Here is a 26,214-nt window from a genome sequence, read left to right as displayed (position 1 = left end):
CTGGCGCCGGGCGCGCGCCGCGTTCATCGACCGTATGCGCCGCCGTATCGGCTTCTGGATCGCAGGCTACGAGCCGTGCGACGACTGGGATTGGTAGGCGATCGCCCGTGAAGTGGTGGCCCCGGCGCGCGCCGCGCCGCGACGACGACGCGGGCCCGGTCCTCGTCGGCGACGTGTGGATGGATGCGCGCGGCCGTCCGCGCAGCAGCTGGCGTGCGACGGCGCGCGCCACGTGGGGCCGTCGGCTCGGGTTCGCGGTGCGCGGCATGCGCCAGGCCGGGGCGTGGCTCGCTGGTGTCGAGTCGCGTGGCGCGATCGAGAAGCGCGCCATCACCTCGGTGCCGTGGAACCAGGGGGGCCCGACGGCTTCCGGCGGCGCGGTCACCGTCGATCGCGTGCTGCGCCTGGCCCCGGTGTACGCGGCTGGGCGGCTCCTCGCATCCAACCTGGCCTCTGCGCCGCTGCGGCAGTTCCGGGAGACGAGCGACGGCGTGCAGCTGCTGCCGCTCAGCTCCCTGTTCAACGGGCCCTCGTCGCAGGGCAACCTCAACGACTGGATGTGGCGGGCCGTCTTGTCGATGGTCTACCGGGGCAATGCGGTCGGCTACATCACCGCCCGCGACTACCTCGGCTACCCGACGATGGTCGAGTGGCTGCCGATGGACTGGGTGCAGGTCGTCGACTCGATGCCGTACGGGCGCGGCAGCTTCGTCAACCCGATCTGGTACGTCCTCGGCCACGAGGTCGACCCCGTGGACCTGGTGCACATCCCATGGTTCACGCTGCCCGGCAAGATCCTCGGCCTGTCGCCGATCGGCGCGTTCGCGTCGATGGCGACCACCAGCCTGGCAGCCCAGGAGTACATGGAGGCATGGCACGCCACCGGCGGCGTCCCCCCGGGAACCTTCAAGAACACGGCGAAGAAGGTCGACCAAGCCGAGGCCGCCGTCATCAAACAGCGTCTGGTGCAGGCCATCAAGACCCGGCAGCCGATCGTCCACGGCACCGACTGGGACTACACGGCCATCACCGTCCCCGCGTACGAGGCCCAGTTCATCGCCACGCTGAAGCTCGGTGCGACGCAGCTTGCCGCGATCTACGGGGTGCCGCCGGAGCTGATCGGCGGTGAGACCGGCGGATCGATGTCCTACAGCTCGCCCCAGCAGCGGGAGATCGAGCTGATCCAGTTCACGCTGCTGCCGTGGATGAGCAAGCTCGAATCTCACCTGTCGATGCTCACTCCGCGCGGGCAGTGCGTGAAGTTTGACGCTGACGCCCTGGTGCGCCTGGACCCGCTGACCCGCTGGTCGATCCACGAGAAGAAACGGCTCATCGGCGCCGCGAACATCGACGAGATCCGCAACGACGAGCACCGGCCGCCGCTGCCGAACGGCCAGGGCCAGGACTACACGCCGCTGCCGATCGCAGCGGGCGTCTCCGTCCGCCCCCCGACGATCCGCGGAGGCTTCCGCGAGGTGATGGACCCGGACGCCTTCGACTGGTCGCGGCCGGCCAACGACGACTGGCCGCAGCCACTCAAGGAGGACGACATCCATGGCTGACCAGGGCAACATCACCACACCGCACGCCGCCGACCTCAACGCCGCGGCCCTCCGGTATGCGACAGCGCAGGGCTGGGCGATGGCGGATGGCTCGTATCCGATCCGGCCCGCGAACATGCACGGCCGGCAGGACCTGGAGTCGGCGATTCGTGCGGTGGGCCGCGGCGGCGCCAGCCACGACGCGATCCGCGTCCACATCATCAAGCGCGCGCAGGCCATCGGCCTGAGCGACCTCATCCCCGACAACTGGGCCGCCGACGGCAGCCTGACCGGTCAGAACAGCCTGGAGGGCACTGTGGAGATCGAACGCCGGTACACCTCCGGCGACACCGGCAAGGCCGAACTGCGCGCCGACAACGGTCAGAAGCGCATCGGCGGATACGCGGCCGTCTTCAACCGGCAGTCGAAGAATTTGGGGGGCTTCATCGAGGTCGTCGACCCGATCGCCTTCAACCAGAGCCGGGGCGACGGCTGGCCCGAGGTAATCGCCCGCTACAACCACGACGACAACCAGCTGCTCGGCACCACGGCGGCAGGGACGCTGCGCATGGGCATTGACGCGTACGGCCTGTCGTACGACGTGGTGCCGCCGGCGTCCATGTCGCACGTGGTCGAGCTGGTCGAGCGAGGCGACGTCCGCAAGTCCAGTTTCGCCTTCAGGACGCTGGACGACGACTGGACGATGACCGACCAGGGATACCCTCTGCGGCGGCTGGTGGGCGCGCAAGTCGTCGACGTCGCCCCGGTCAACACGCCCGCTTACGCGGACACCTCGGCGGGTCTGCGCTCGCTGGCGAAGAAGTTCGACGCCGACCTCACCGAGGTCCGCTCACTCGCCGAGGCCGACGAGCTGCGCCGGTTCTTCGTCCGCAGCGACGGGCCGTCCCCGGCGCGCCCGAAGAAGAAGGGCATGCCAGCCCACGCCGCTGCGGCGGCGCTGCTGGCCCGCCGCGAAGACCCGTACGTCTGAGCCAGCAGGGCCGCGTACGCACTGCACCACCAAGACCCCCATCACATGGGGGCGGCACGACAGTCCTGGACCGCGTAACCGCACCGCCACGGCATCAACTTGGGCAACCCCCGGTCGGTGACCGCTCTGGGCGCGGCGAAGCACACAACGGACGGCCGTGCGACACGGAGAGGGATCAGCGGACCGCCGGTTGCGAAGAGGCGCCGGCCACCGGCACCCCGAGGGGTGTGGGACCGCGAGGGCTCCCGGTCGAGATCGATTCGATCGGACGGGAGTCCACCCATGTCGGACATGGTGAAGAAGCTGCGGGAGCGCCGCGGCCAGGTCTTCGAGCAGATGAAGGCGATCGCGGACCGCGGCGTCGAGGAGAACCGCAATCTCACGGCCGAGGAGCAGGGCCAGTGGGACGTGATGAACGAGGAGCTGGACCAGCTCGACGAGCGCATCAAGTCCGCGCTGGACACCGAGCAGCGAGCGAGGGACGCCGACGACGCCTTCAACCGGCTGCACGGCGGCAAGAAGAGCACCGGTCAGGGTCCGGGTGACGGCGGTCAGCGCGGCGGCCAGGGCGCGGGCGACGGCGGCAACCAGGACGAGCTGCGTGCGTGGATGCGCGGCGAGACCCGCAGTCGCTACTACGACGTCCGTCCCGAGGGGCGCATCGACTGGCGGGGTATCCAGCAGCGCGCCCTCACCATCGGTGCCGCGACCGGGGGCGGCGACACGGTCCCGACGACGTTCTACGACCGGCTGGTGCAGCACCTCATCCAGAACTCGGCGATCATGCAGTCGGGTGCGATGGTGCTCAACACCGACTCCGGCGAGACCATCCAGGTCCCGAAGACGACCGCGCACAGCTCGGCGTCGATCGTCGCCGAAGGCGGCACGATCGGCGAGTCCGACCCGACGTTCGGTCAGGTCGAGCTCGGCGCCTACAAGTACGGCACTCTCATCCAGATCAGCCGCGAGCTGCTCGACGACACCGGCGTCGACCTGGAGGGCTACCTCGCCATGCAGGCCGGGCGCGCGCTCGGCAACGCGTTCGGCGCGCACGCCATCGTCGGTGACGGTACGGCGAAGCCGCGCGGTGTCGTCACCGACGCCACCGTCGGCATTACCGGCGGCACCGGGGTGGGCGGCGCGTTCACCTCGGACGACGTCATCGACCTGTTCCACTCGGTGATCGCCCCGTACCGGCGGTCCCAGGCGGCGGTGTGGATGATGGCGGACACGTCGATCGCGTCGATGCGCAAGCTCAAGGACACGACCGGCCAGTACATCTGGCAGCCGGGCCTCCAGGCCGGTGCCCCGGACACGATCCTCGGCAAGCCGGTCCTCATGGACCCGAACGTCGCCGCGATCGCCACCTCCGCGAAGAGCATCATCTTCGGTGACATGTCGCAGTACTTCGTCCGCCTCGCGGGCGGCGTGCGCTTCGAGCGGTCGGACGAGTACGCATTCGACACCGACCTGGTCACCTTCCGGGCGCTGATGCGCGCGGACGGTGCGCTCGTCGACCTCACGGGCGCGGTGAAGGTCTTCCAGGGCGCCGCATCCTGACCACCATCTGGTACGGGCGCCCGCTGCGGCGCCCGTACCGGGCCATCGACTCGACATGGAGGGCGTCATGCCGTCCCCGACCGTCTTCAACGAGGCCACCAGCCAGTGGGTCCATGCGGCGGCCATCGCCGACCCGTCTGGCGGCACGACACCGGACGCCGAGGGCCGCACAGCCGTGGTGTCCATCCTGGCCGTGCTCCGAGGCGCGGGCGTCATCGCCGGTGCCACCGACCTGAACGTCAGCCAGACCTGGAACGGGCCCACCAACCAGGTCGCGCAGCACCCGGCCATCGCCGACCCGTCCGGCGGTGCCTCCCCGGACGCGGCCGCGCGTACCGCGATCGGCTCCGTCCTTACAGTGCTGCGCTCCACCGGGCTCATCGCCGGAGGCACCACCGGCCCTGCGTTCGTGCTCGACGGCGCGCAGCACCAGTGGGCGGACGGCGCCGACATCACGGACCTGGCGGTCGACGGCAGCGCCGACGACCAGCTGCGCACCGCCCTCAACTCCGCTCTGGCCGCCATGCGCCTGGCCGAGCTGATCGCATAGGAGCGAGCAACGTGAAGATCCGCATGAAGGCCGAGGTGTCCGGGGCCCGCAACGGCAGGCCCTGGCCGCGCCGCGGCGGCATCGTGGACGTGTCGGACGCCGAGGGCGCCGACCTGTGCGCGTCCGGCATCGCAGAGCCCGTCGCCGACGCCGCAGGCGACGTCGAGACAGCCATCCCGGCCACCGACGCAGAGCAGCGCCAGCCGCCCGAACGAGAGCCGCGGCCGGAGCAGTCGGGCCCCCTGACGACCGACACCGCGCCCGCTCGCAAGACGCCCGCACGCAAGACGGCCGCGAAGAAGACCGCGGCCCCCGCCGGGGACTGACCGGCCGTGGCGTACGACCTCGGCGCGGTGGCACAGCTGGACGCCACCGTCACGGACGCGGCCGGTAACCCGGCGGACAGCGACACCATGACGCTCACGATCACGCTGCCTGACGACAGCACGGTCAGCGTCGACCCGGTCACGCCGACATCGACGGGCTCGTACAGCTACGCCTACACCACGACGCAGCCCGGACGGCACCTGGTGCGCTGGCTGGGCACCGGCACCAACCCGTTCGCCCAGGCCGATGTGTTCGACGTCCGCGAGCAGGCCCCGGTCGCGATCGTGTCCCTCGCCGACGCCAAGGCGCAGCTGAACGAGGCCAGCAACGTGGACGATGACGAGCTGCGGGGCTACGTCACCGGCGCCAGTCTCGCCGTGGAACGCGAGCTGGGAACGATCGTCGCCCGCCGGCCCTTCAGCGAGCGCCGGACCGCCGACAGCGACGGCCAGATCCTGCTCAGCAACGTGCCCGTCCTCGCGGTGACCGGTGCCGTCAGCGCAGACGGCACCACTACGTGGGCGGCTGCCGACCTCGACGTGGACACCGATACCGGCCTGGTCACCGCCGTTGCGGGTGCGGCCCCGCTTGCGGGCGACGTCGACTGCACGTACACGGCGGGCCTGCGGATCGTGCCTGACGACTACCAGCTGGCGACGAGCATCATCATCCAGCACCTGTGGGAGACACAGCGCGGACGGTCCGGCGCCGTCCCCGGCGGCAGCACCGAGCCGGAGTACATGTCCGGCCGCGGATTCGCTCTCCCACGGCGCGCCCTGGAGCTGCTCGACACCCCGCTGCCGGGGGTGGCGTAGATGACGAGTGCTTCCCGCGTCCCGGAACTGATCGACGCCTTCATGACGGCGCTGACCGCAGCGGCAGGTCTCAACGGTGTGCAGATCGTTGACGGGCCCCTCGTGGCCACCTCCAGCGCCAGCGAGTTCGTGTTCGTCGGCTACGACGGCGACCCGCAGGGCGAGTTCATGACGGCCCAGACGACCCAGGAGTGGGCAGGGCTCGGCGCGCGGGCGAAGACCGAGGACATCACCTTGACCGGCGCCGTCCTCGTTCAGCAGGGGGCGACGGACGTGAAGCCGTGCCGGGACCGCACCTTCGCCGTCTTCGCAGAGGTCGAGGCTGTGGTCCGTGCCGACCCGGCACTGGGGCTGCCGACGCCCACCGTGTGCTCCATCTCCGAGCACACCTTGCACACCGAGCAGACCGACCGCGGCATTCAAGGCCGCCTGCCGTTCACGCTGACCTGCTCCACCCGCATCTGACCATCCGAGCAAGGAGAACCGATGGGCGCCGTACGCCTGCGCAATCTCTTGGGGCCCGTGCACCTGTACGCGCCCCCGGACAGTCCGACCAGCCTGCCCGTGGACGCGGGCCAGGTCGTCACCGTCGCTGGGCCGCTGGAGGAGGCCGACGACGCCTACTTGTGCGGCGAGGGCGACCAGGTCCGCGCCTTCCCCAAGTCCCGCTGGCAGGTCGAGAAGACCCCGCAGCGCACGAAGCAGGCCGACCAGGACACGGTCAGTGAGAAGGGTGGTGGCAGCTGATGGCGACGGGTACAGGTCTCGACGCACAGCTGATGGTCGGCGAGGAATCCGCATGGGGTACCGCGGTGACCACCGACCACGCGTTCGAGTTCAACGACGAGAGCCTCAAGCTCGACCCCAGCTTCCTGGAGCCGACCGGGCTGCGGGTGGGCACCAAGTACAAGCGCGCCTCGCGGGTATCGATCTCCCGCCGGGCGGTGTCCGGTGACCTCACCGTGGAGCACGCCACCCTCGGCATGGGCCTGCTGTGGAAGCACGCCCTCGCCTCGTCGGCGACGCCGACCGCGCTGACGGCCCCTGCCTACGAGCAGGTGCACACGCCGGGTGACTTCCGCGGCCTGGGCCTCACGGTGCAGGTGGGCCGCCCTGAGCCAGCCACCGGCACGGTGCGCCCGTTCACGTACTCCGGCTGCAAGATCGGCCAGTGGGAACTGTCCGTCTCCGACAACGCGATCCCCACGCTGAAGGTGACGTTCGACGGCCGCGACGAGGACACGGCGACCGCGCTCGCCGCACCCTCCTACCTGTCCGGCAGCAAGGTCTTCAGCTTCGCCAACGCGACGTTGAGCTTGGGTGGCACCGCCGCCACCGCGAGCGGGAAGACCACCGTCACCGGAGGCACGGCTGTCGCCACGGTCGTCACCGAGGTCAGCGTGCAGGGCGCCGCGCCCATGGCAGCCGACCGGTACGGCATCGGCAACGGCGGCCTCAAGTCGGAGCAGCTGGAGAACGACACCCCGACGATCACCGGCAGCCTGAACGCCGAGTTCAACAAGGCCGAGCTGTACGACCACTACACCGCCAACGACACGCTGCCGTTGGTGCTCACCCTCACAGGCGACGCGATCGGCGCGTCGGGCAGCAACGACACCCTTGAGGTCATCCTCCCGGCGGTGAAGCTGAAGGCAGCCAGCCCGAACGTCGGCGGCCCGGACATCGTCAGCATGTCGACGGACTTCGAGGCGTACTCCGACGAGTCCAACCCCGTCATCCAGGTCCGCATCGTCTCCGCCGACGCGACCCTGTAGCAGAGGAAAACGTACTGTGATCAAGCTGACCGTCGAGGGCATCGACTACGAGTTCGACGACCAGCGCATGCTGGTCTCGGAGGCCCGCGAGATCAAGACGCTCACGGGCCTCACCGTCCCGAAGCTCTTCGCCGGTGTGGAAGAGGGCGACGGCGACGCCATCGCCGCCCTCGTCTTCCTGGCGAAGAAGCGCGCGGGCGAGGCGCTGCGGTTCTCGGAGCTGGACAGCCTGAACCTGGCCGACGTCGACCTGGAGGTCGCCCCGGACCATGACGAGGCGGTGGCCCAGGCAGCGCAGGACGCCCAGCACGCTGCCGGGGCCCCGGCCCAGCAGGTCGCGGCGGACCCTATGCCGCCGTCCGCCAGTGGGACGACCCCGACGGACGGTACCGGCGATACCTCGCTGCCTTCGCCTACCGGTTCAAATACCACCCCGACGACATCGGCCGTCTGACGCTTGCCGACTTCGACTACCTGGCGGCCGTGTGCGATCAGATGGCGAAGGACGAAGAGCTGGACTAGGCCGGGGCAGCCAGCGTCAGCCCGCACTTCGGGCACGTTGCCGTCGCGGTGGCGCGCCGGCTGGCAGACCCGGCCCAGGCAGCGGCCGTGATGAATGCCGCGATCGCGGCGATGATGGACAGCCACGTCGGATGCACTGCGGCCGGCCAGAGCGCCAGCTTTCCGACCCACGCGCCTGGCACCGTGTAGGGGTGGATGGCGGCGACTATGGCGCCGACAACGCCCGCGGCTTGCAGGAGGGCGAGCCAGGCGAGGACTCCGGACCAGCCGCGCTTCTCGACGGGCTTCACGTCCTGGTCGCAGTGTGCGCAGTGGGCGGCGTCGGCCGACGCGGACTTCTGGAGCGCCTTGATCGCTTCGAGTTTGGCCTGTCCGGTGAGTTCCGGATGCTCGCGCTCGACCTGGTCTCTGGCGTCTCGCAGTCGCATTTGTCATCCCCCTGCTGTGGGCCCGAGTTGGCGCGATGGTCCCACCGCGCCCATATCGGGTCAACACGATCTGTGGAGGTGCCATGGTTGCGGACCTGGAGCTGCGCACAGGCAAGGAGCTGAAGCGGATCGCAGCCGAGCTGCGGAAGATGGACGACAAGCAGCTCAAGAAGGAGTTCTCCAAGGAGCTGCGGGCGGCGGCCCGGCCGATGGTCCCGGCGGTGCGGCAGGCGATCCGGCAGATCCCGTCCAAGCGCGGCTACAGCGCGTCGGGGCTGCGAGGCCGCATGTCCAAGGCCGTGAAGCTCGAAGTGCGCACCACGGGCAAGGAGGCGGGTGTCCGAATCCGTGTGGACGGCCGCAAGATGCCCAGTCACGAGAAGGCCCTCCAGGCATACATGGAGGGCCTGAAGAAGCCCTGGCGGCACCCGGTGTTCGGCAACCGCGATGTCTGGGTGAAGCAGGACCCCAAGCCGTACTTCTACCGGACGGTGCGCCCTCTGGGCGCTGCCTCCAGGGGGCAGGTCAACAAGGCCATCGACCGCGTGGCCAAGAAGATCAGCTGACCCGCCTCGCTGACCCGCTGACTGACTGACTGACTGGCGCCGCTGCGCCCCGACTCCTGCGAGGGGAGGTGGCGCGGTGTCCACGCGTACCACGCGCGTCCTCTACGACCTGGTCGCCCGCGACCGCGCGTCGCGGACGTTCGGGCAGGTCGGTGCGTCGGCGACCCGCCTGTCCCGGCAGGGGGCGGGTGCCGGGGCCGCCCTCGCGAAGGGCCTCAAGGTTGGCGCGGTCGCGGCAGCCGGTCTTGGCTTCTCCGTGCTCAAGGCCTCCGGCGACTTCGAGAAGTCGATGAACCAGGTCCGCGCGGTCAGCGGCGCGACTGGCAAGGACTTCCAGGACCTTCGGGGCCAGGCGAAGGAGCTGGGCAAGACCACCAAGTTCAGCGCGTCGCAGGCCGCGGACGGCATGGGCTTCCTGGCCATGGCCGGCTTCAAGGCCCACGACATCATGGCCGCGATGCCGGGTGTCCTGAACCTGGCCTCCGCCGGGAACATGGACCTCGCGACATCGGCCGACATCGCGTCGAACATCCTGACCGGCTACGGCTACAAGGCCAAGCAGACCGGCAAGATCGTCGATGTTCTCGCCAAGACGTTCACCAGCACGAACACAGACCTCCAGCAGCTGGGCGACGCGTTCAAGTACGCGGGCCCGGTCGCCCACAGCGCGGGGCTCAAGTTCGAGGAGTCGGCTGCGGCGATCGGCCTGATGGGCAACGCGGGCATCCAGGCCAGCCTGGCGGGCACCTCGCTGCGGGGTGCGATCACGCGTCTGCTGGCACCCACCGACAAGATCCAGGCCGCGCTGGACAAGCTGGGCGTGAAGGTCGTCGACAGCCACGACAAGATGCTGCCGCTCGCGGACATCATCGACCAGCTCGGCAAGAAGGGCGCCACCACCAGCGACCTGATGACCATTTTCGGTCAGCGCGCGGGTCCGGCGATGGCCGCTCTCATCGGCCAAGGGGCACCTGCCCTGAGGAAGCTGACCACGCAGTTGGAGCATGCGGGCGGCACAGCCGACAAGATCGCCAAGACGCAGATGAAGGGTCTGAACGGTGAACTCACGTCGCTGACGAGCGCGTGGGAGGGCCTGATGATCCAGATCGGTGACACTGGTGTGCTCACTGCCGCTACCAAGGCGGTCGGTGGCGTCACGTCCGCGTTGCGTGGACTCACAGGGTTCATCGGGAAGCGCGGTGTGCCCGCGGTGAAGATCTTCGCGCACACCCTGAGTGGTCTGATCCCTGTGGGGTCGATCAAGAGCCGGATCTCTCAGGTCCGGTCGCTGGTCAGCGACTTCGTCTCTGGGCTGAGCGGCACCAAGAGCCCGACGCCGAGAGCGCCGATCGACAAGTTCCCCACGACCGTCCTGGGCAGGCTCACTGGATCGCCGCACCTCGGCTCGGGGATGACATCCCCTCTGGGGGGCGCCGGGGCGCCTCTTCAGTCGCAGCCGCACTATGGGTCGGGTCAGGTTGCGCCGTCCAACGGGCGCATCGCGGGCACGTCGATGCTCAGCCCGCATGGCGGATCTGGGCTGGCCGCCCCGTTGATCAAGGCGACGAAGGCCCCGCCGATGTCGGCGGCGAAGAAGCTGGGTCAGCAGCTGCGCGACTCCATCAGCAAGGGAATCAGCGCGGTCGACTGGGGCAAGGTCGGCGGAGCCCTGGGCAAGGCGCTGATCGGGGCACTGGGTAAGGGATTTGACTTCGCCAAATGGTTGGGCAAGGTGCTCGGAAAAACCGATTGGCTCTCTCTGGGAAAGAAAGTCGGCGCCGCAGCTATCCCGTTCATCATCGGATTTGTCAACAACCTGTTCGCGCCGCTGTTCTCCGGGAAATTTTGGAAAAAGCACTGGAAAGATGTCCTGCTGTTCGCGGTGTCCATCATCCCGGTCGGCCGGATCGCGGGCCTCCTTGGGAAAGTGTTCGCGCACATTCCGATCCTCAGGCTTTTCGGCCCGCTCCTGAAGGCCATCGAAAAGTTCGGCGGCCTGATGGAGAAGGGCCTGGGGAGGCTACTCAAGCCCGTCGGCAAGTTCGGCAGAGCTGTCTGGGACGGCATCGTCGAGGGGTTCACGAAGGTGTTCCCGCGCGCTGCGGGCTCGATTGGCAGGCTCCTGGGGCGAGCAGCCCTCAACATCCTCGGCTACGCGGGCCGGTTCGCCGCGGCGGGCGAGCGTCTGATCAAGGGGCTCGGTGCCGGGATCCTCCAGGTCGGCCGCCAGATCGGCAAATGGATCGGCCAGATCACCGGCTGGCTGGTCAAACCGTTCGCCCAGTCGGGCAAGTGGCTGTACAGGGGTGGTCGCTCGCTCGTCCGCGGCCTGATGCGAGGCATCGTGGCCGTCGCGAAGGGCATCGGCGGCTTCGTATACCGCTGGATGATCCGTCCGGTGGTAAACGGATTCAAGACCGCCGGGTCATGGCTGTACAGCGGCGGTCGCGCGGTCGTCGGCGGCCTGAACCGCGGCATCGTGGCCGTCGCGAAGGGCATCGGCAGCTTCGTATACCGCTGGGTGATCCGTCCGGTGGTAAACGGATTCAAGACCGCCGGGTCATGGCTGTTGTCAGCGGGCCGCTCTCTGATCAGCGGTCTCCAGCGCGGTGTCGCCAGCATCGCCAAGGGCATCGGCGATTGGACCATCACACACGTTGTCCGGCCCATCACCAGCCGGTTCAGCCAGGCAGGCTCATGGCTGACGTCGGCGGGCCGCCACCTGCTGTCTGGTCTGAAGAACGGCATCGTGGGCGCGATCAGAGGCATCGGCCACTGGGTGAAGTCGCACATTGTCGACCCAGTCGTGAATGCCGTGAAGCATTTCTTCGGCATCCACTCACCGAGCACGGTATTCGCCGAACTCGGCGGTCACCTGACGGCCGGCCTGCTCAAGGGCATGGCGACCACGGGAGGCAAGGCCATCGCACACCTTGTGTTCGGTGACCTGCCGCACGCACTCAGCCACATCGTCAGCAAGGGCCTCGTGTCGCTCTCTCACCTGCCGAAGAAGGCCGCGGCCGCGCTCGGCAAGGTTGGCGGGGCACTGTCCGGTGTCAGCCCCGGCGCATCCGGGGCGATGGCGCTCGGCGCGCAGATCGCCATGAACCGCTACGGGTGGACCGGCGACCAGTGGAAGGCGCTGCGCACTCTGTGGATGGGCGAGTCCGGCTGGAACTACCAGGCCAAGAACCCCAGCTCGGGCGCCTACGGCATCCCCCAGGCACTGCCCGCGTCGAAGATGGCAACCGCCGGATCTGACTGGCGTACCAACCCGGCCACCCAGATCAAGTGGGGGCTCAGCTACATCAAACGGACCTACGGCAGCCCGGCGAACGCGCTCGCGACGTGGATGTCCCGCTCCCCGCACTGGTACGACTCCGGCGGCTACCTGCCGCAGGGCATGTCCTTGGTGATGAACGGCACCGGCCGCAAGGAGCCGACCGCCGTCTTCACGAGGGAGCAGTGGGACACCCTGCACGCGCTCGCTGCCGGTGGCGGAGGCGCCGTCGAGGTGCGTGTGTTCATCGGTGACCGCGAGCTTCGCGACATCGTCCGCGTGGAAACCGCGCCGATGATCCGGGCCTCGGAGCAGGCGACCTCGCACCGGCAGAAGGTGGGGAGGAGGGTCGGGTGACGATCTCCTATCTCGGGCTGGGGGCGACGGCCAGCAGCGCAGACACTGTGACACCTGCCTACTCGGCAACGCCGACGGCTGGACAGCTCGGCATCCTCGAAGTCGCCTCCGGGCACCCCACTGACAGCGTCCCGTCCACGCCGTCGGGCTGGACACTCGCCGGCAGTTTTTCGGGAGGCGGAGGCACCTTCGGATCCAATGTGGGCCCGCGCCGGATCACCATGTTCGTGCGGGAGATGACCGGTGGAGACGCGCAGCCCACGACATCCATCCCGTCGGGGAGCACGGGGTCTGTCATCGCGGGTGCGATTTCCCTGCTGTCCCGGTCGGCGGGGACCGGCTGGCGGTGGGCGTGGACGGCAGGCGAGGACACTACAGCCGACAGCACGTTTTCCGCGGCCTGTACGACCTCCCTCACCTGGGCTGTAGGCGATTTCGCATGGTGGGGGTACAGCGTCGCCGACTCCGCCAGCGGGCTCGGCACGGCGACGATCGCTGCGACGAGCATCACGTTCGACACGATGGCCGGTCACCTCTCCGCCGCCGTGACGACCGGATACGGAGTGCGGATCGGCGCTGCGAGCACCGCAGTTACCGCCGGCTCGGCGACTGTCGCACCCACCGTCACCGCGAACACGTCCTCTACGACGGGTGTGGCGGGCGTGCTGCGCGTCCGCGAGGCGAGTGCCAGCATCACAGCCACGGCCCAGACGGTAGACCCGCCGCGGAACCTTCTGTCGGTGACGGGCATGCTCGCCGACGACATCGTCACCGCGACGATCTACCGGGAGGTGGGCTCCACCCAGACAGCGGTGCGGGCCGCGTCCAACGTGGACGTGACCGGCACCGACGCGCTGGTCCGCGTCGACGCCGAGCAGCCGTTCGGCGTGGCGGTCACCTATACCGCGGACCTGACGGACGTCAACGGCATCGCATGGACGGTCACCTCGTCGAGCATCACATCCACGGTCGACAGTGACATCATCTCGGACGCCATCACCGGCATCGGAGCACACGTACACGTCGAGGCATGGGCTGACAAACGGCGCACCCGCGACGCGACCGTCCACAACGTCAACGGCCGCCTCGTCGTCGTCGGCAAGACGCGGTCCACCGCGCAGGGCACGGTAACCGTGTCCACGGACACCAAGGACGACGGCGACGCTCTGAGCGACGTGCTGACTGGCGCCACCGAGGGCACGGTCATGATCCGCGCCCAGACATCAGCGGACGGCGTCGACAACTACCTGGCGCTCCTCAACGACGACGAGCGCCGCAACTGGCAGACCCCGTACCGCGAATGGGATCTGGACATCGCCGAAACCGAGGCGTGGCCCGACGTGCTGGAGGCGGCAGGATTCACCCTCCAGGACATCGCCAACAACTACGCCACGCTGCAAGACCTCGCGGACGCCTTCCCCGGCACGCTCCTCGACATCGCCACCTACGACTTCGGGGGGTGACCGGGTGCTCGACATGTCCGCGGAGGCGCTCGCCATCGTGCAGCGCGGCTTCACCATGGCGGTCCGCGCCGAATCCTGGCTCGACGGCGAGCTACTGGCCGACGACATCCCCGTGGCGGACGGCAGCGAAGACCGCGACCGGTCCCTGAACGTTCCGGAGCGGGTCACGCTCACCGTGCCGCGCCGAGACCGCGGCGTCGACTGGGATCCGCGCACTGTGGACCATCCGCTGGCCGCCTACGGACAGCAGCTGCGCATCGACTACGGCGTCGACCTCGGCGGCGGCCAAACCGAATGGATCAACCGGGGATGGTTCCTGATCACCGACACGTCCACCGACGGCAACACAGTCAGCGTCACCGCGCAGGGCCTCCTGTCGCTCGTCGACGAAGCCAAGTTCGTGGCACCGTTCCAGCCCAGCAGCAGCGACACGCTCGTCTCGATCTGCCGTGCCCTCGTCGAGCCCGCCCTCACCGTGACCATCGACGGGACGCTCACGGACCGGTCGGTGCCACTCGGCATGCAGTGGGACGACGACCGCCTCGGCGCCCTCACCGAGGTTCTCGACGCGTGGCCGGCGGACGCCCGCGTCACCGAGGACGGCTATCTCCTCATCGAGCCCCTCACAGACACCGGCACAAGCGTGCTGGACGTCACCGATGACCCGTCGACCGGCACGGTCGTGCAGTGGCGCGGAGCCGCCACCCGCGACGGCGCCTTCAACGTCGTCGTCGCGCAAGGCGAGTTGAGTGACGGCACCCAGATTCAGGGAACCGCCTACGACACCGACAGCAACAGCCCTTACCGCATCGGCGGCCCCTTCTCGCCGCTGCCCGTGCCGTACACGATGTCATCGCCGCTGCTCACCTCGGTCACAGAATGCCGGTCCGCCGCATCCACCACACTGGCCCGCCTACGCCGCACCGCATACCGCAAACTCGACATCAGCATGGTGCCGCACCCTGGCCTCGTCACCGGCGACTATGTGACCGTCACCGGGGCCGGGCTCACGGGATCCCTCTGCGTCATCGAGACGATGAGTCTGCCGTACTCGACCAGCGAGATGACCGTCACTGTGAGGGTGCTCGATGGGTGACGCAGCAGACCTCCGCGTGTCCCTCGCCGGGCAGGGCTCACTCGTCGGTGTCGCAGCCACCGACGCATCCAGCGACGCCTGTCTCGTCAACGTCGCCAACGTCACCGTGACCGCACGGGTGGTGCCCGGCGTGACCGTGGCCGCCCTCGACCCGGTGCTGATTCTGCGGCGCGGCGCCGTCTACTACGTGATCGCTGTCCTGCCCGGGGCGCCCACGGTGACGCCGACACCGGCACCGGCACCAGACGTGACCACCGACACCGGCGACAGCGCTCCAGCCCCCAAGCCGGTCACGACCACTGGCACGCTGACGTGCCACCCGGTGGCGACCGCGACGTACCGCGACGGATCCTGGCGGTCCGACGGCGGATCGACGAACTCGTTCGACACCTACCAGGGCCGCTACGCGTACAGCAGCTTCGGGCGCATGACCGGGTGCGCCTTCTACGGCAGTAAGCCCGCCACTCTGTCCGGGGCGACCATCACCAAAGCGACGGTGCGCCTCAGGCGGCTCTCGGCGGGCGCATACTCCGGCCAGCGGCCGACACTGCGGCTCGTCTCGCAGACCACCCGCCCCTCAGGCGCCCCCAGCCTGCACGAATCAACCACCGGACCGTCCTTGGCGGTCGGCGACACCGACACTTTCACGCTCCCCGACAGCTGGGGCCAGGCCATGGTCGACGGCACTCGTGGCGGCCTCGCCATCTACGTCTCGTCCGACGACCCGTACATCCGTCTCGCTGGACGCGGCTCCTACTCCGCGGCCTGGACGCTGACCCTCTACTGGAGGCGCACCTCATGAGCCAGCAGACCCCGAATGGGATCACCTACCCGGAGAGCTCGGACAACGCGAGGATCTGGGAGCACCTCCAGACCATGGCGGAGGACATCGACCCGCAGCTGTCCATGCCGCAGTTGCAGGTGTTCACCGCGTCCGGGACGTGGACCAAGCCGACCAACGCGAAGTGGGTGAGGGTCATCGCGATCGGCGGCGGCGGGGGCGGGGGCGGCTGTGCTGCTACGGCCTCTGGGGCGGCGGCCTGCGCGGGCGGTGGTGGTGGCGGAGGCTATGCGGAGTCGCTCATTGCCGCGTCGTCTCTCGGATCCACGGTGTCCGTCGTGGTCGGCGGCGGCGGGAACGGCGGTGCGGCAGGCGCCAATACGGGCTCAGACGGCGGCAGCAGCAGTTTCGGATCCACTGTCGTCGCGGGCGGCGGGGTCGGCGGCAACGGCGGCTCGTCGTCGACTGCTGAGCTCGCCGAGACGGGTGGTGCGGCGGGCGTGGGGAGCCTGGGGGACCTGCTGCTGTCGGGGGGCGACGGCGGCAACGGGATCGTGTCCTCCGGGCGTCCGGCGATGCTCGGCAACGGCGGCGCAGCCTGGCCCGGCGCCAGCAGGCGCGCTCCTGCCACGACTTTCTCCGGGCAGGCTGGCCTGTCTGCGCCGGATGCGGTGCAGCCGGGGTGTGGTGGGAGTGGTGCCGTGAGCGGTACCGGGTCCAACTCCGCGGTGGCCGGTGGCGATGGCGCCAACGGCATGGTGATCGTCGAAGCGCACTTCTAGGAAAGGGATATAGGTATGCCTTACGAGCCTCCACAGACCACCCAGTCTGGTGTCGCGTGGTCACTCACCTGCCGGTACGGCACGGTCAGCGCAGTCCAGGTGGATCTCAGCATCGTGATCGGGGACAGCGCGACCGAGGCGGACGGAGACGCCGCGCTGCAAGAGCTGGTCAACCTGATCACCGGCGATAGCCAGTTCAGTCAGATCACCGCGCAGAAGGCGTACACCAGCTCCGAGACCCAGGCCATGCAGCCCAGCTGATCGGAGGTCAACCCGTGGGCTACGCCGACCGCAGCAGGCCGCCGTCCGAGTGGCCGGGGCTAGAGACCAGCGGACTGACCACGCTGACCGACGACATCTACTACGGCTGGCTGGAACATGAGGCCAACCCGATCTTCTGGCATTGGTGCGTGGCGCTTGAGGGCGTCCCCGAGGACCGCAAGGTTCATGAGGGCTGCTGGGTGGCTGCTGGCGCGAGCGCGCACCGGCTCGTCTCCCGCGAGCCGCTTCATCTAGAGCCGTCTCTGCTGTGGCGCTGCTGCGGCCTACACGGCTTTGTCCGCAACGGAGTCTGGGCCCCTGCCTGACCTGCCCCCACTCCCGCACGCCCCGCGCCACTGGCCGGGGCCATCACGTTCCTGGAGGCACCCCGTGATCAAAGGCGTCGACGTGTCCAGTCGCCAGCATGCTGATTTCAGCACGTCAGGCAGGGACTTCGCGATCATCAAGGCGACCGAAGGCCACAGCTACACGAACCCCGAGCAGGAGGTGCAGGCGGCGCACGCGCGTGACGCGGGCCTGGTCGTCGGCTTCTACCACTTCCTGTGGCCGGGCAACATCGCCGAGCAGGCGCGCTTCTTCGTCGAGAAGTGCGCGTCCATCGAGGGGGACCTGCTCGCCGTCGACTGGGAGACCACCGAGGCTGGCACCCGCGCGAGCTGCGCGGAGAAGGACGCGTTCATCCGCGAGGTGAAGCGCCTGCGGCCGCATCACCGCGTGCTGCTGTACTGCAACCGCGACTACTGGCTCCACCACGACACCAGCTCCTATGCGGGTGATGGCCTGTGGATCGCCGACTACGTGACGGCGGGTGAGCCGCGCATCACGGCGACGTGGCGCTTCCACCAGTACACCGACCGGCCGGTAGACACGAGCGTGGCCCAGTTCGCGGACCGGGCGGCGCTGCGCGAGTGGGCCGGTGGGACGGCGCCCGCGGCCCCGGCGCCCGCGCCGTCCCGGCCGGTCGTGCACCTGGCGCACGTGGTCGCCGCGGCCCGCCGAGACCCGCGCGCAGCGCAGGGCCACACCACTCACCGGGGCGAGGTCCTCCTCGTCGAGCGGGCGCTGCACGCCGAGGGCCTCCTCAACCGACGGTGGGTCGACGGCAGTTTCGGCAGCAAGACGGTCTCGGCGTATGCGGTGTGGCAGCGACACCTCGGCTACCACGGCCAGGCGGCCGACGGCATCCCCGGCAAGACGTCGCTGGCCAAGCTCGGCGCACGGCACGGCTTCGACGTGAAGGACTGAGCGATGACGAACGACACGAAGCGCACGATCCGCACCGCGGTGCAGTTCCTCGTGGGCCTGGCGGCGGCGCTCCCGCTCCTCGTCCACGCCTCCGGCATTCCGGAGACCGCGCCCGGTGTGGGCGTGGGCCTGGCGGTCGCGGCCGCGGTCACCCGCCTCATGGCGATGCCCGTCGTGCAGCGGCTGCTGCCGGGCTGGCTGCGCACCGACGAGGAGAGCACCGGATGACGGTGCCCGAAGCGTCCGTGGCCGTCGAGCTGGAGCGCCTCCGCGGCACCGTGACAACGGGCTTCGCCGAGGTGAAGGGCTCCCTCGGGGTCCTCGTCGAGCGGTCGGCGCGTAACGAGCGGGACGTGCAGCAGCTCCGGGAGGACACCGACAAGGCGCTCGCCGAGCTGCGTGAGGACGTCGAGGCGCTGAAGCGGACCCGGTGGCCTCTGGCGTCAGTCGGCGCGCTGACCGGTGTGGCTGCGCTCGTGGTTGCCGCGTGGGAAGTGGTGGGCCGGTGAACGCGGCCGACTGGATGTGGGGCGGCCTGCTCGCGGTGGGCGCCGTGCTCGAGGTGTGGGCGATCCGGAATGGCCGGCCGGGCGACACGCTCAGCGAGCGCACCCGGGCGTGGTTCCGGGTGCGCACCCGGGCGGGTGCGGCGGTGTTCGTGGCGGCGTGGTGCTCGTTCGCGGCCTGGTTTCTGGTGCACATCCTGACGTGAAGCGGATGGTTTCCCCCTCTCGGCCCTCAGGGGCCGGGAGGGGGCTTTCGTCATGCCCGAGTGCGCTGCGACTAGGGTCGCGGCATGATCCGCACCATCGCATTCGACGTAGGCGAAACCCTCGTCCGAGACGATCGCTATTGGGCGTCTTGGGCGGACTGGCTCGATGCGCCACGGCATACCGTTTCTGCACTCGTCGGCGCCGTCGTGGCCCGAGGGCAGGACAACGCGGACGCGCTTCGGCTGATCCGGCCAGGCATCGACCTGGCCGAGGAATACCGGGCCCGTGAGGACGCAGGCCGGGGTGAGCACCTCGACGAGACCGACCTGTACGGGGACGTCCGGCCAGCCCTCGGGCTGCTCCGCGAACACGGCATCCGCGTGGTTGTGGCGGGTAACCAGACCGCCAGGGTAGGGGAGTTGCTGCGCGGATTGGACCTGCCAGCCGACCTGATCGCTACGTCTGGCGAGTGGGGTGTGGCTAAGCCCGACTCGGCGTTCTTCGCACGGCTCGTCGCTGAGGCCGGCGGCCTGGCGGAGGAAACGCTGTATGTGGGCGACCATCCGCAGAACGACACGTTTCCGGCTGCGCGCGCCGGGCTGCGTACGGCTCATGTGCGGCGCGGCCCGTGGGGGCATCTGTGGGCGGACGACCCTGACTTGGTCGTCACAGCGGACTACCGGATTGACTCGCTGCTGGACCTCGCGGCGGTCATCGAGGGCTGACCGGCGCGGAGGCCCCACCTGCATGACGCAGATGGGGCCATTTTCGCACCTCGCAGTAGTCATGCGGGTACGGTTCGAAGTGGACGCCTCGAACTGGAGCCAGTATGCCGCCATTTGATGACGGAGGGCTGGGAAAACGGATCGCCGCCACCCGCAAGGCCAGACGCCTGCGGCAGGTGGACCTCGCCCGTGCCGCCTTCCTCTCTATCGCCACGATCCGAGCCATCGAGCAGGGTTCCCGACACCCCAGCGACAGCGCCCTTGAGGCCATCGCCGCCGCGCTCGGCGTCGACGCCACCCGGCTGCTGTCCACCTTCACCGGAACAGAACGGCGCGTGCACGCGGCGCTCCCCCGGATTTCTGCGAGCCTCGCCGCCTACGACGTTCCCATGGAGCCGCCAGCGCGATCCCTCGACGAGTTGCGGGAAGCTGTCGACGAAGCCGTCAACTGGCGTCTGTCGGCGCAGTACGGAGCACTCGCGCAGCAGGCGCCTGAGCTCCTCAGTGACGCGCTGGCCACCTTCCATGCCGCCGCCGACCGGCGCGACGCCGCGCGACTCCTCGTGTCCGTGGGCCGATCCGTGGACGCGGTCGCCTACAAGTACGGGGCGCACGACCTCTCGGCTCGCCTCATCGAACTCATGCGGTGGGCCGCGCCCCACGCCGACGACGAACTCCTCAGCAGCACCGTCGCATACGTCCGCACAGAGACGTTCTTCACCGCCCGTGCGCACCGTGCCGGGAAACTCGCCCTTGAGGCCGCCATCGATGCCGCTCCGCCGCCCACCGATCCGAACTCGACGGCCGCCCTCGGCACCCTGCACATGCGCGCTGCTGTCATCGCAGGGCGGGACCAGGACGCAGATTCTGCGCAGACCCATCTCGCCGACGCTCGCAGGCTCAGCGAGGCCACCGACGAAGGGACGTACCTCGGCACCGCGTTCGGCCCCGAATCCGTTCTCATCCATGAGCTGTCCGTCGCTGTCGGCCTTGGCCACGACCACATCGACGACGCGTTCCGCATCGCCCGAAGGTGGGCGCCTTCTGACGCGCTCCCGGCTGAACGCCGCTCGGGGTACTGGATCGAGCTGGCTCGTGCGCAGATGTGGGGCGGCCGCCTGGAGGACGCGTTCGAGTCGCTGAAGGTTGCCCGCCAAATCGCCCCGCAGCACACCCGCGAACATCCGTGGGCGAGGGAGACCGCAGGCACGCTGCTACGTGTAAAACGCGCCGACGAGGAATCACTCCATCACTTCGCCGACTGGATCGGCGCCGTCTGACGCAACCCCACTGGGTGATTTCCGGTGCTACAGCTTGTAGCACCTGCCGCCCTCTGCGCAGCCCATGCTCTGTGCATCGACATCACAGAGCAGGGGCCACGACATGAGTAGCACGTACAAGGACGCGCCGGACGTCGGCGTGGAAGAGGTGAGCATCGCTCGCCTGCACGGGCTCGCCTGCTGGGAATGCGGCGCAGTGACACGCGACCTCGCGCCGAGTGGCGACGTTCGAGTCAACGGGGCAGCCCGCGCATTCACGGTGTTCGTGTGTGCCGAGTGTCGCCCACGGGTGACGTCGTGAAGGGCCGCCTTGCCGAGAAGCCTGCAAGCGGCTTCTCTGCCTCAGACGCCGTCCCTGTGGAGATTCCGCTGGTCAACACCATGACGGAGGCCCAGCTGCGCGGTCACCGCTGCGTCTGGTGCGCGAACCCGCTCGACCCGGCCCGCTGTGTCGACCTCGGCGAGCGGATCGCCGAGGACGGCTACCGGTGCTTCCCGCGCGCCTGCCCCTTCTGCACGGCCGTCATGGTCCACGCCCAGCTCGTCGAGCACTCCGCCCTCTGCGAGCAGTGCGTCGACGACGGCACGCTGTGTGCGGAGACGGCCGAGCTGCGGCGCGCGCTGCGGGACGGACGGCGACTGTGAGCGCCGAGGGCGGGCGGTACTGCGGGCGCTGCGACGAGCCGATCCGGCCGGGCGAGGCATCAAGGCGGTTCGACGTGTTCAGCCCGTCCGGGCCCGGAGCGATCATCGAGCAGCACCGCGTGTGCCCCGTCCCGCCGCCGCCCAGGCAGACGGCCCCGGTCGGCCTGCGGCGCCGCTAGGCCCGCCGTCGGCTGCCCAGAGAACTCCCGCCCCGCCGGTGTTCCGCAAGACGCCGGCGGGGCGGGTTACCAGGAGGAATCGGCTGATGGACCCCAGCGACGAGGATTCCCTTCCTCTGCCGCCGCCGTTCATGTTCGGCTGTGGCGACTGCGCGCGGCTGCTGTGCCGTCTCGCGAGGAAGATCGATGCGGATGACGGCTGTCTCACCGAGCAGCTGGTCCTCGCCAAGCATCTGGCGGTGGCCCATCCCGACTGTGTGCCCGTACCGCACGTGGGCGGATGTGAGCCGTGCGCCTACTATGCGGATCATCCGGAGGCCGCTGACGTGTGGGCCGAGCACCGGGCGCGCTCGCTGTTCCTGCCCGCTGCCGTCGCCCGGCTGCTGTAGGTGTGCCAGTCGGGTGGTGGGCTCCGGAAACGGGCTCATACGCCCCGGCTGCCCCACCTAGACTGTCCGGGCCGCCACGAAAGGACCGATCAATGCGCCCTGCTGCCTTCCGCGATTACCTCGTTGACCTGCTGAAAAACGCCGCCGACGTCCAGTCGGTGGATTTCCTCGACGATGGGAAGCACCCGTTCGCGATCGCCGTCACCGCGGCTGGCCGCGAGCAGCGGTGGCAGCTCATCGGGCAGCTTGCTGAGGGCGCGAAGCACGACACGCCTACGGCTCCTGTCGAGGGGCAGCCCGCACCGTTCCAGCCCGCGCCTGTGGGCGGGGCGCCGGACGCCTGGCTGGCCGGTGTAGTCGGTGCGGCCGAGTCTCCGCAGATCGAGCGGATCGAGGTCTGGTCGACGCGCGGCGGCGGGGACAGCACAGGGTTCACGGTCGCGTTCCACAACGGGGAGCAGGTGTTCGTCCGCCCCATCTAGACCCTCCGTCGCGACCAGCAGCCGGGGCTCGCGGCGGAGTGCACCACACCATCAGCACCACCCTGACCTGAGGACCAAGGGAGAACTGATCATGTGTGAGCATCTACGCCGCGGGCACTTCTTCGATCCTGGCATGACTGAAGGCAACTGCCCCGTCTGCGGGGCTGGTGTCGGTTCGGCACCTGGAACGCCGACCACGATGCATCAGCGGGCCGGTACCGGGACGGAAACCTGCCCGGGGAGCGGTCAGCCCGCCCTGTAGCAGCCCCTGCCGAGTCCTTTCGGTGCCCTTGTGGGAATCGCCCCGCTCGTCTGCCCGCCTGGCGGATGGGCGGGGCTTCCTGCTGCTCAGGAGTTGAGGACGGACACGTCCTTGCCGAGCGCCTGAGCGATCTTGAGCAGGTCGCTGTAGCGCGGGTCGGCCTCGCCTGACTCGATGCGCTGGAGGTGGCTGCGGCTCAGGCCTGTGGCCTCGCAGAGGGACTCCTGTGTGTGGTGGGCGGCGGCGCGCAGGTTGCCGATGCGTTCGCCCAGCTCGCGGCGTCGCTGCATGATCCAGTCCGGGGTGTCGCGAGGCACTCGACAAAACTGGAATGCGCATGTTCACATGTCAGCATCAGCCCTGATGCTTTTTCTGACGTAACGTCAGTGATTGTGCGGGCTGTCCTTGTCACCCGCCCCGGCGGCGTCCCGCAAGACGCTGCCGGGGCGGGCTTCTGCACGCCCGTCTGCTGGCAGGCATCGGACTAGCTCACCCGAACCCAGCAGATTCGGTCTGCAACGGCTTCAGAGGGCGAGTCGGCCGCCTTCCGGATGCGAACCTGCCCGACGGCCTCCGGGGACAGCAGAAGGGCGACGATCGCCCGCCTGGACGCGACATCGGTGGCTTTCCAGCGCGCGGCGATGCTGTCGGCCGGCCCTTGCGGGAACAGCGTCTCCAACGGGTTGGGGCGGGAGAGGGCCTGCTCCTGCTGCTCCAGCTCCTGGACCTCGGTCTCCAGCCTCTCCTCGCGGCGCGCCATCCGCCGTTCCTCGACCAGCGTCTCCGGGGTAGCGGTGCGCGTCTCCTCAAGGGCGGCCCTCTTGATGGTGAGCTGGGCGCGGATGGTCCTCAGCTCGGCTGTGTCCGTGCCGGTGCCCAGCCGCTCATACGTGCTCGACCGCGCGAGGACGCTCACGATGACGCCGGTCAGGATGGCGTCCAGTTCATCCTTCTCGCGCAGGTAGGTGCAGCCGCCGTCGCGGCAGATGTAGACGGGGGCGCCGTCGGCGGAGGCGGGTTTGTGCATGGTGATTGTCATGGGGCCGCCGCAGTGGTTGCAGCGCATGGTCATGGTGAAGTCGTGTTTGGCTCCGCCGCCGGGGTTGGTATTGCGCTGGGGATCGTTGAGCAGCCCTTGGACCTCGTGGAACAGCGTGACGAACTCCTCGGGTGACATGGGGGATCCCTCGAAGTCGGCCACCACCGGCCAGGCGGCGTCCACTTCACCTAGCGGGACCTTGCGTGACTTGCCGGTCGCCTGGTCCCGCACGGTCTTGGTGCGGATTCGCTTGCCGATGTAGCTGATCTTCCGTGCCATCTGGGAAAGGGAAGGCGGACTGAAGGGCACGCCGTCTCGGCTCACGATGCCGCGTGCGGCCCAGTCGTCGGAGATAGCGCGGAACGACTTCGCGGCTCGCAGGCTGACGAACAGGTTGATCACGTTCAGGGCCTCGGTCGGCTCGGGGAGTTGGTCTTGAGGCCGGGTGACCAGGCGGCCCCTGGAGTTGCGGACCTTGGTGTAAGTGCGCCGGTAGCCGTAGGGGATCAGGCCGTGTGGGCGGCCTTGCTCGGCGTTGCGGCGCAGGGTGCGGCTGACGCGTTCGCTGGTCTCTTCGCTCGCTGCCGCGGCCTTCAGCGATTCCTCTTGGAGGGCGTGCCGGTCGCGCCAGTTGTCCAGGTTGTACAGGCGGCGGTGCGTGGTGATAAGGATCTTGATGCCTTGGGCCTGGCAGGCGTCGATCAGGTCCAGCCACTCGCGCGGTTTGCGGCTTCCCCGGCTGTTCTCCCACATCTGGAGCACCTGTGCCCCGAAGGTGCCCTCGTGCAGGTCGCGCATGAGGCGCTGGAAGTCGTCGCGCTTCTTGGCGGCGAACCTGGAGGCCGAGCCGACGTCGCGGTACGCCTGGCCGAGGGTGATGTTGAACTCCTCTGCCGCGTCGGCGTTGTCGGCGTGCTGGTCCTCGTTGCTGCGCTCGTAGCCGGAGCGGTCGAAGCTGACGCGTAGATACTCGCGGCCCAGCAGTGTGTCGGTGGTGGTCAAGTTCCCTCCCGGCGGTGCGTGTGAGCCCTCCCATCATGCACCCAAACGCGAATTCATACCGAGTTCGTGATGATGGGCCTGCTGCCCGACGTCGCGGACGACCTGCGCATCCCCATCCCGACCGCGGGACACCTCGTCTCCGCGTACGCGCTCGGCGTCGTCATCGGCGCGCCGCTGCTCGCCGCCGTCACCGCCCGCATGCCGCGCCGCCGGGTCCTCGTCGGGCTCATGGCGCTCTTCGTCGTCGGCAACGCCGTCTCGGCCGCCGCCCCCGACTACCACGCGCTGCTCGCCGCCCGCTTCGTCAGCGGCCTTCCGCACGGCGCGTTCTTCGGCGTCGGAGCCGTCGTCGCGACCTCGCTCGTCGGGCCTGAGCGCAAGGCCCGGTCCGTCTCCCTGATGTTCCTCGGCCTGACCGTCGCCAACATCGTCGGCGTGCCCGTCGCCACCGCCATGGGTCAACAGCTGGGCTGGCGCGCCACGTTCCTCGCGGTCAGCGCCATCGGCCTCGCCGCCGTCGCCGCCCTCGTGGCGTGCGTCCCCGCCGACCACGGACACGGCGAGCCGGCGGCCGGGCTCCGCCGCGAGCTGCGCGCCCTGACCTCGCTGCCGGTGTGGCTGGCGCTCGGCACGACCGTCGCCGGGTTCGGCGCGCTGTTCGCCGCGTACAGCTACATCACGCCGATGCTGACCGGCGCCGCCGGATACGCCGAGACGAGTGTGACGGTACTGCTCGCCCTCTTCGGAGTGGGCGCCACCGCGGGCAACCTCCTGGGCGGGCGGCTCGCCGACCACTCGCTGCGCGGCACGCTCTTCGGCGGCCTGACCTCCCTCGCCGCCGTCCTGGCCCTCTACCCGGTGCTCATGCGTACGCAGTGGAGCGCGGCGCTCGCCGTGCTGCTGCTCGGCATGGCCGCGTTCACGACCGGGTCGCCGCTCCAGCTGATGGTGATGGAGAAGGCGGCCGCCGCGCCGTCCCTCGCCTCCTCGGCCAACCAGGCCGCGTTCAACCTGGCGAACGCCGGCGGCGCGTGGATCGGCGGGCTCGCCCTCGCCACGGGGTTCGGCGCGGCCTCCCCGGCGGTGGCCGGTGCGGGCCTCGCCGTGCTCGGCCTGGGCGTGGCCGCGGTGGCGTAC

At 69.4% G+C, this 26,214-nt stretch carries 33 protein-coding genes and 1 pseudogene; 29 read left to right on the top strand and 5 right to left on the bottom strand.

The window, feature by feature from the left end; genetic code table 11:
• The first annotated feature begins 107 nt into the window (after window positions 1-107).
• The 10 genes from OFY01_RS31570 to OFY01_RS31525 all read left to right on the top strand — a co-directional run bounded on the left by OFY01_RS31570 (window position 108) and on the right by OFY01_RS31525 (window position 8,013).
• On the top strand, window positions 108-1,562 hold the full coding sequence (locus OFY01_RS31570; RefSeq protein ID WP_266605786.1) for a phage portal protein: 1,455 nt from the start codon (window positions 108-110) through the stop codon (window positions 1,560-1,562).
• Window positions 1,555-2,532 (top strand): HK97 family phage prohead protease, encoded by a 978-nt coding sequence (locus OFY01_RS31565; protein WP_266605784.1) that lies wholly within the window; start codon window positions 1,555-1,557, stop codon window positions 2,530-2,532. Before OFY01_RS31570 ends, OFY01_RS31565 begins: the two co-directional genes overlap by 8 nt.
• A 282-nt stretch (window positions 2,533-2,814) precedes the next feature.
• Window positions 2,815-4,092, top strand: a complete 1,278-nt coding sequence (locus tag OFY01_RS31560; protein WP_266605782.1) for a phage major capsid protein — start codon at window positions 2,815-2,817, stop codon at window positions 4,090-4,092.
• Window positions 4,093-4,159: 67 nt separating this feature from the next.
• Entirely contained in the window at window positions 4,160-4,642 is a 483-nt protein-coding gene (locus tag OFY01_RS31555) for a hypothetical protein (protein ID WP_266605780.1), read from the top strand.
• Window positions 4,643-4,653: 11 nt separating this feature from the next.
• On the top strand, window positions 4,654-4,968 hold the full coding sequence (locus tag OFY01_RS31550; protein WP_266605778.1) for a hypothetical protein: 315 nt from the start codon (window positions 4,654-4,656) through the stop codon (window positions 4,966-4,968).
• Window positions 4,969-4,974: 6 nt separating this feature from the next.
• Window positions 4,975-5,784 (top strand): head-tail connector protein, encoded by an 810-nt coding sequence (locus OFY01_RS31545; protein WP_266605776.1) that lies wholly within the window; start codon window positions 4,975-4,977, stop codon window positions 5,782-5,784.
• Window positions 5,785-6,249: a hypothetical protein gene (locus OFY01_RS31540; protein ID WP_266605774.1), complete on the top strand. Its 465-nt coding sequence runs from the start codon at window positions 5,785-5,787 to the stop codon at window positions 6,247-6,249. It begins immediately after the preceding gene.
• A 21-nt stretch (window positions 6,250-6,270) separates the two neighbouring features.
• A complete protein-coding gene (locus OFY01_RS31535) occupies window positions 6,271-6,531 on the top strand; it encodes a hypothetical protein (protein WP_266605772.1) in 261 nt (86 codons plus the stop codon).
• Window positions 6,531-7,559 (top strand): phage tail tube protein, encoded by a 1,029-nt coding sequence (locus tag OFY01_RS31530; RefSeq protein WP_266605770.1) that lies wholly within the window; start codon window positions 6,531-6,533, stop codon window positions 7,557-7,559. Before OFY01_RS31535 ends, OFY01_RS31530 begins: the two co-directional genes overlap by 1 nt.
• A gap of 16 nt (window positions 7,560-7,575) precedes the next feature.
• Window positions 7,576-8,013, top strand: coding sequence for a hypothetical protein (locus OFY01_RS31525; protein ID WP_266605768.1), 438 nt, complete (start codon window positions 7,576-7,578; stop codon window positions 8,011-8,013).
• Between the two features lie 64 nt (window positions 8,014-8,077).
• Here the strand turns inward: OFY01_RS31525 and OFY01_RS31520 are convergent, their stop codons facing one another.
• A complete protein-coding gene (locus OFY01_RS31520) occupies window positions 8,078-8,509 on the bottom strand; it encodes a hypothetical protein (RefSeq protein WP_266605766.1) in 432 nt (143 codons plus the stop codon).
• Between the two features lie 83 nt (window positions 8,510-8,592).
• Here OFY01_RS31520 and OFY01_RS31515 point away from each other — a divergent pair, with 83 nt between their 5' ends.
• Window positions 8,593-9,075 (top strand): hypothetical protein, encoded by a 483-nt coding sequence (locus tag OFY01_RS31515; RefSeq protein ID WP_266605765.1) that lies wholly within the window; start codon window positions 8,593-8,595, stop codon window positions 9,073-9,075.
• Window positions 9,076-9,151: 76 nt separating this feature from the next.
• On the top strand, window positions 9,152-12,712 hold the full coding sequence (locus OFY01_RS32725) for a phage tail tape measure protein (protein ID WP_407700465.1): 3,561 nt from the start codon (window positions 9,152-9,154) through the stop codon (window positions 12,710-12,712).
• Between the two features lie 58 nt (window positions 12,713-12,770).
• Here the strand turns inward: OFY01_RS32725 and OFY01_RS31500 are convergent, their stop codons facing one another.
• Entirely contained in the window at window positions 12,771-13,232 is a 462-nt protein-coding gene (locus OFY01_RS31500) for a hypothetical protein (protein ID WP_266605763.1), read from the bottom strand.
• Window positions 13,233-13,241: 9 nt separating this feature from the next.
• Window positions 13,242-13,415, bottom strand: a complete 174-nt coding sequence (locus tag OFY01_RS31495; RefSeq protein ID WP_266605761.1) for a hypothetical protein — start codon at window positions 13,413-13,415, stop codon at window positions 13,242-13,244.
• A gap of 37 nt (window positions 13,416-13,452) precedes the next feature.
• On the opposite strand from OFY01_RS31495, the gene OFY01_RS31490 reads away from it, so the two are divergent.
• The 16 genes and pseudogenes from OFY01_RS31490 (at window position 13,453) to OFY01_RS31415 (ending at window position 22,774) form a co-directional block, all read left to right on the top strand.
• Window positions 13,453-14,175 carry a hypothetical protein gene (locus tag OFY01_RS31490; RefSeq protein WP_266605759.1) on the top strand — a complete coding sequence of 241 codons (723 nt, stop codon included), beginning with the start codon at window positions 13,453-13,455 and terminating at the stop codon, window positions 14,173-14,175.
• Between the two features lie 13 nt (window positions 14,176-14,188).
• Complete coding sequence (locus tag OFY01_RS31485) at window positions 14,189-15,271, top strand: DUF5047 domain-containing protein (RefSeq protein ID WP_266605789.1); 1,083 nt, start codon at window positions 14,189-14,191, stop codon at window positions 15,269-15,271.
• Window positions 15,264-16,073: a hypothetical protein gene (locus tag OFY01_RS31480; protein WP_266605757.1), complete on the top strand. Its 810-nt coding sequence runs from the start codon at window positions 15,264-15,266 to the stop codon at window positions 16,071-16,073. Before OFY01_RS31485 ends, OFY01_RS31480 begins: the two co-directional genes overlap by 8 nt.
• The gene (locus tag OFY01_RS31475; protein ID WP_266605755.1) at window positions 16,070-16,834 is read left to right on the top strand and encodes a glycine-rich domain-containing protein; all 765 of its coding nucleotides are present in this window, start codon (window positions 16,070-16,072) and stop codon (window positions 16,832-16,834) included. The genes OFY01_RS31480 and OFY01_RS31475 overlap by 4 nt, the downstream gene beginning before the upstream one ends.
• A gap of 15 nt (window positions 16,835-16,849) precedes the next feature.
• Complete coding sequence (locus OFY01_RS31470) at window positions 16,850-17,095, top strand: hypothetical protein (RefSeq protein WP_266605753.1); 246 nt, start codon at window positions 16,850-16,852, stop codon at window positions 17,093-17,095.
• Window positions 17,096-17,109: 14 nt separating this feature from the next.
• Window positions 17,110-17,421, top strand: a complete 312-nt coding sequence (locus OFY01_RS31465; protein ID WP_266605751.1) for a hypothetical protein — start codon at window positions 17,110-17,112, stop codon at window positions 17,419-17,421.
• A gap of 64 nt (window positions 17,422-17,485) precedes the next feature.
• A pseudogene (locus OFY01_RS31460) lies at window positions 17,486-18,040 on the top strand (glycoside hydrolase family 25 protein); the annotation flags it as partial.
• 324 nt (window positions 18,041-18,364) lie between these two features.
• A complete protein-coding gene (locus OFY01_RS31455; RefSeq protein WP_266605749.1) occupies window positions 18,365-18,589 on the top strand; it encodes a hypothetical protein in 225 nt (74 codons plus the stop codon).
• Window positions 18,586-18,870 (top strand): hypothetical protein, encoded by a 285-nt coding sequence (locus OFY01_RS31450; RefSeq protein WP_266605747.1) that lies wholly within the window; start codon window positions 18,586-18,588, stop codon window positions 18,868-18,870. The genes OFY01_RS31455 and OFY01_RS31450 overlap by 4 nt, the downstream gene beginning before the upstream one ends.
• On the top strand, window positions 18,867-19,073 hold the full coding sequence (locus tag OFY01_RS31445) for a hypothetical protein (RefSeq protein ID WP_266605745.1): 207 nt from the start codon (window positions 18,867-18,869) through the stop codon (window positions 19,071-19,073). The genes OFY01_RS31450 and OFY01_RS31445 overlap by 4 nt, the downstream gene beginning before the upstream one ends.
• A gap of 84 nt (window positions 19,074-19,157) precedes the next feature.
• Complete coding sequence (locus OFY01_RS31440; RefSeq protein ID WP_266605743.1) at window positions 19,158-19,799, top strand: HAD family hydrolase; 642 nt, start codon at window positions 19,158-19,160, stop codon at window positions 19,797-19,799.
• A gap of 104 nt (window positions 19,800-19,903) precedes the next feature.
• Window positions 19,904-21,079 carry a helix-turn-helix domain-containing protein gene (locus tag OFY01_RS31435; protein ID WP_266605742.1) on the top strand — a complete coding sequence of 392 codons (1,176 nt, stop codon included), beginning with the start codon at window positions 19,904-19,906 and terminating at the stop codon, window positions 21,077-21,079.
• Window positions 21,080-21,436: 357 nt separating this feature from the next.
• Window positions 21,437-21,724 (top strand): hypothetical protein, encoded by a 288-nt coding sequence (locus tag OFY01_RS31430; RefSeq protein ID WP_266605740.1) that lies wholly within the window; start codon window positions 21,437-21,439, stop codon window positions 21,722-21,724.
• A complete protein-coding gene (locus OFY01_RS31425) occupies window positions 21,721-21,903 on the top strand; it encodes a hypothetical protein (RefSeq protein WP_266605738.1) in 183 nt (60 codons plus the stop codon). Before OFY01_RS31430 ends, OFY01_RS31425 begins: the two co-directional genes overlap by 4 nt.
• 86 nt (window positions 21,904-21,989) lie before the next feature.
• Window positions 21,990-22,292, top strand: coding sequence for a hypothetical protein (locus tag OFY01_RS31420; protein WP_266605736.1), 303 nt, complete (start codon window positions 21,990-21,992; stop codon window positions 22,290-22,292).
• 92 nt (window positions 22,293-22,384) lie between these two features.
• Entirely contained in the window at window positions 22,385-22,774 is a 390-nt protein-coding gene (locus OFY01_RS31415; protein WP_266605734.1) for a hypothetical protein, read from the top strand.
• A gap of 348 nt (window positions 22,775-23,122) precedes the next feature.
• Here OFY01_RS31415 and OFY01_RS31410 read toward each other — a convergent pair whose 3' ends face one another.
• Both OFY01_RS31410 and OFY01_RS31405 read right to left on the bottom strand, forming a co-directional pair.
• The gene (locus OFY01_RS31410) at window positions 23,123-23,353 is read right to left on the bottom strand and encodes a helix-turn-helix domain-containing protein (protein WP_266605732.1); all 231 of its coding nucleotides are present in this window, start codon (window positions 23,351-23,353) and stop codon (window positions 23,123-23,125) included.
• Between the two features lie 167 nt (window positions 23,354-23,520).
• Window positions 23,521-25,077: a recombinase family protein gene (locus OFY01_RS31405; protein WP_266605730.1), complete on the bottom strand. Its 1,557-nt coding sequence runs from the start codon at window positions 25,075-25,077 to the stop codon at window positions 23,521-23,523.
• A gap of 69 nt (window positions 25,078-25,146) precedes the next feature.
• On the opposite strand from OFY01_RS31405, the gene OFY01_RS31400 reads away from it, so the two are divergent.
• Window positions 25,147-26,214 (top strand): MFS transporter (locus tag OFY01_RS31400; RefSeq protein WP_323135588.1); only part of this gene is annotated, 1,068 nt, incomplete at its 3' end.

The organism is Streptomyces beihaiensis, from assembly GCF_026274175.1.
Taxonomy (GTDB): Bacteria; Actinomycetota; Actinomycetes; order Streptomycetales; family Streptomycetaceae; genus Streptomyces; species Streptomyces beihaiensis.
Note: the sequence above shows the minus strand (reverse complement) of the source record. Positions and strands in the feature narration are given on the sequence as shown.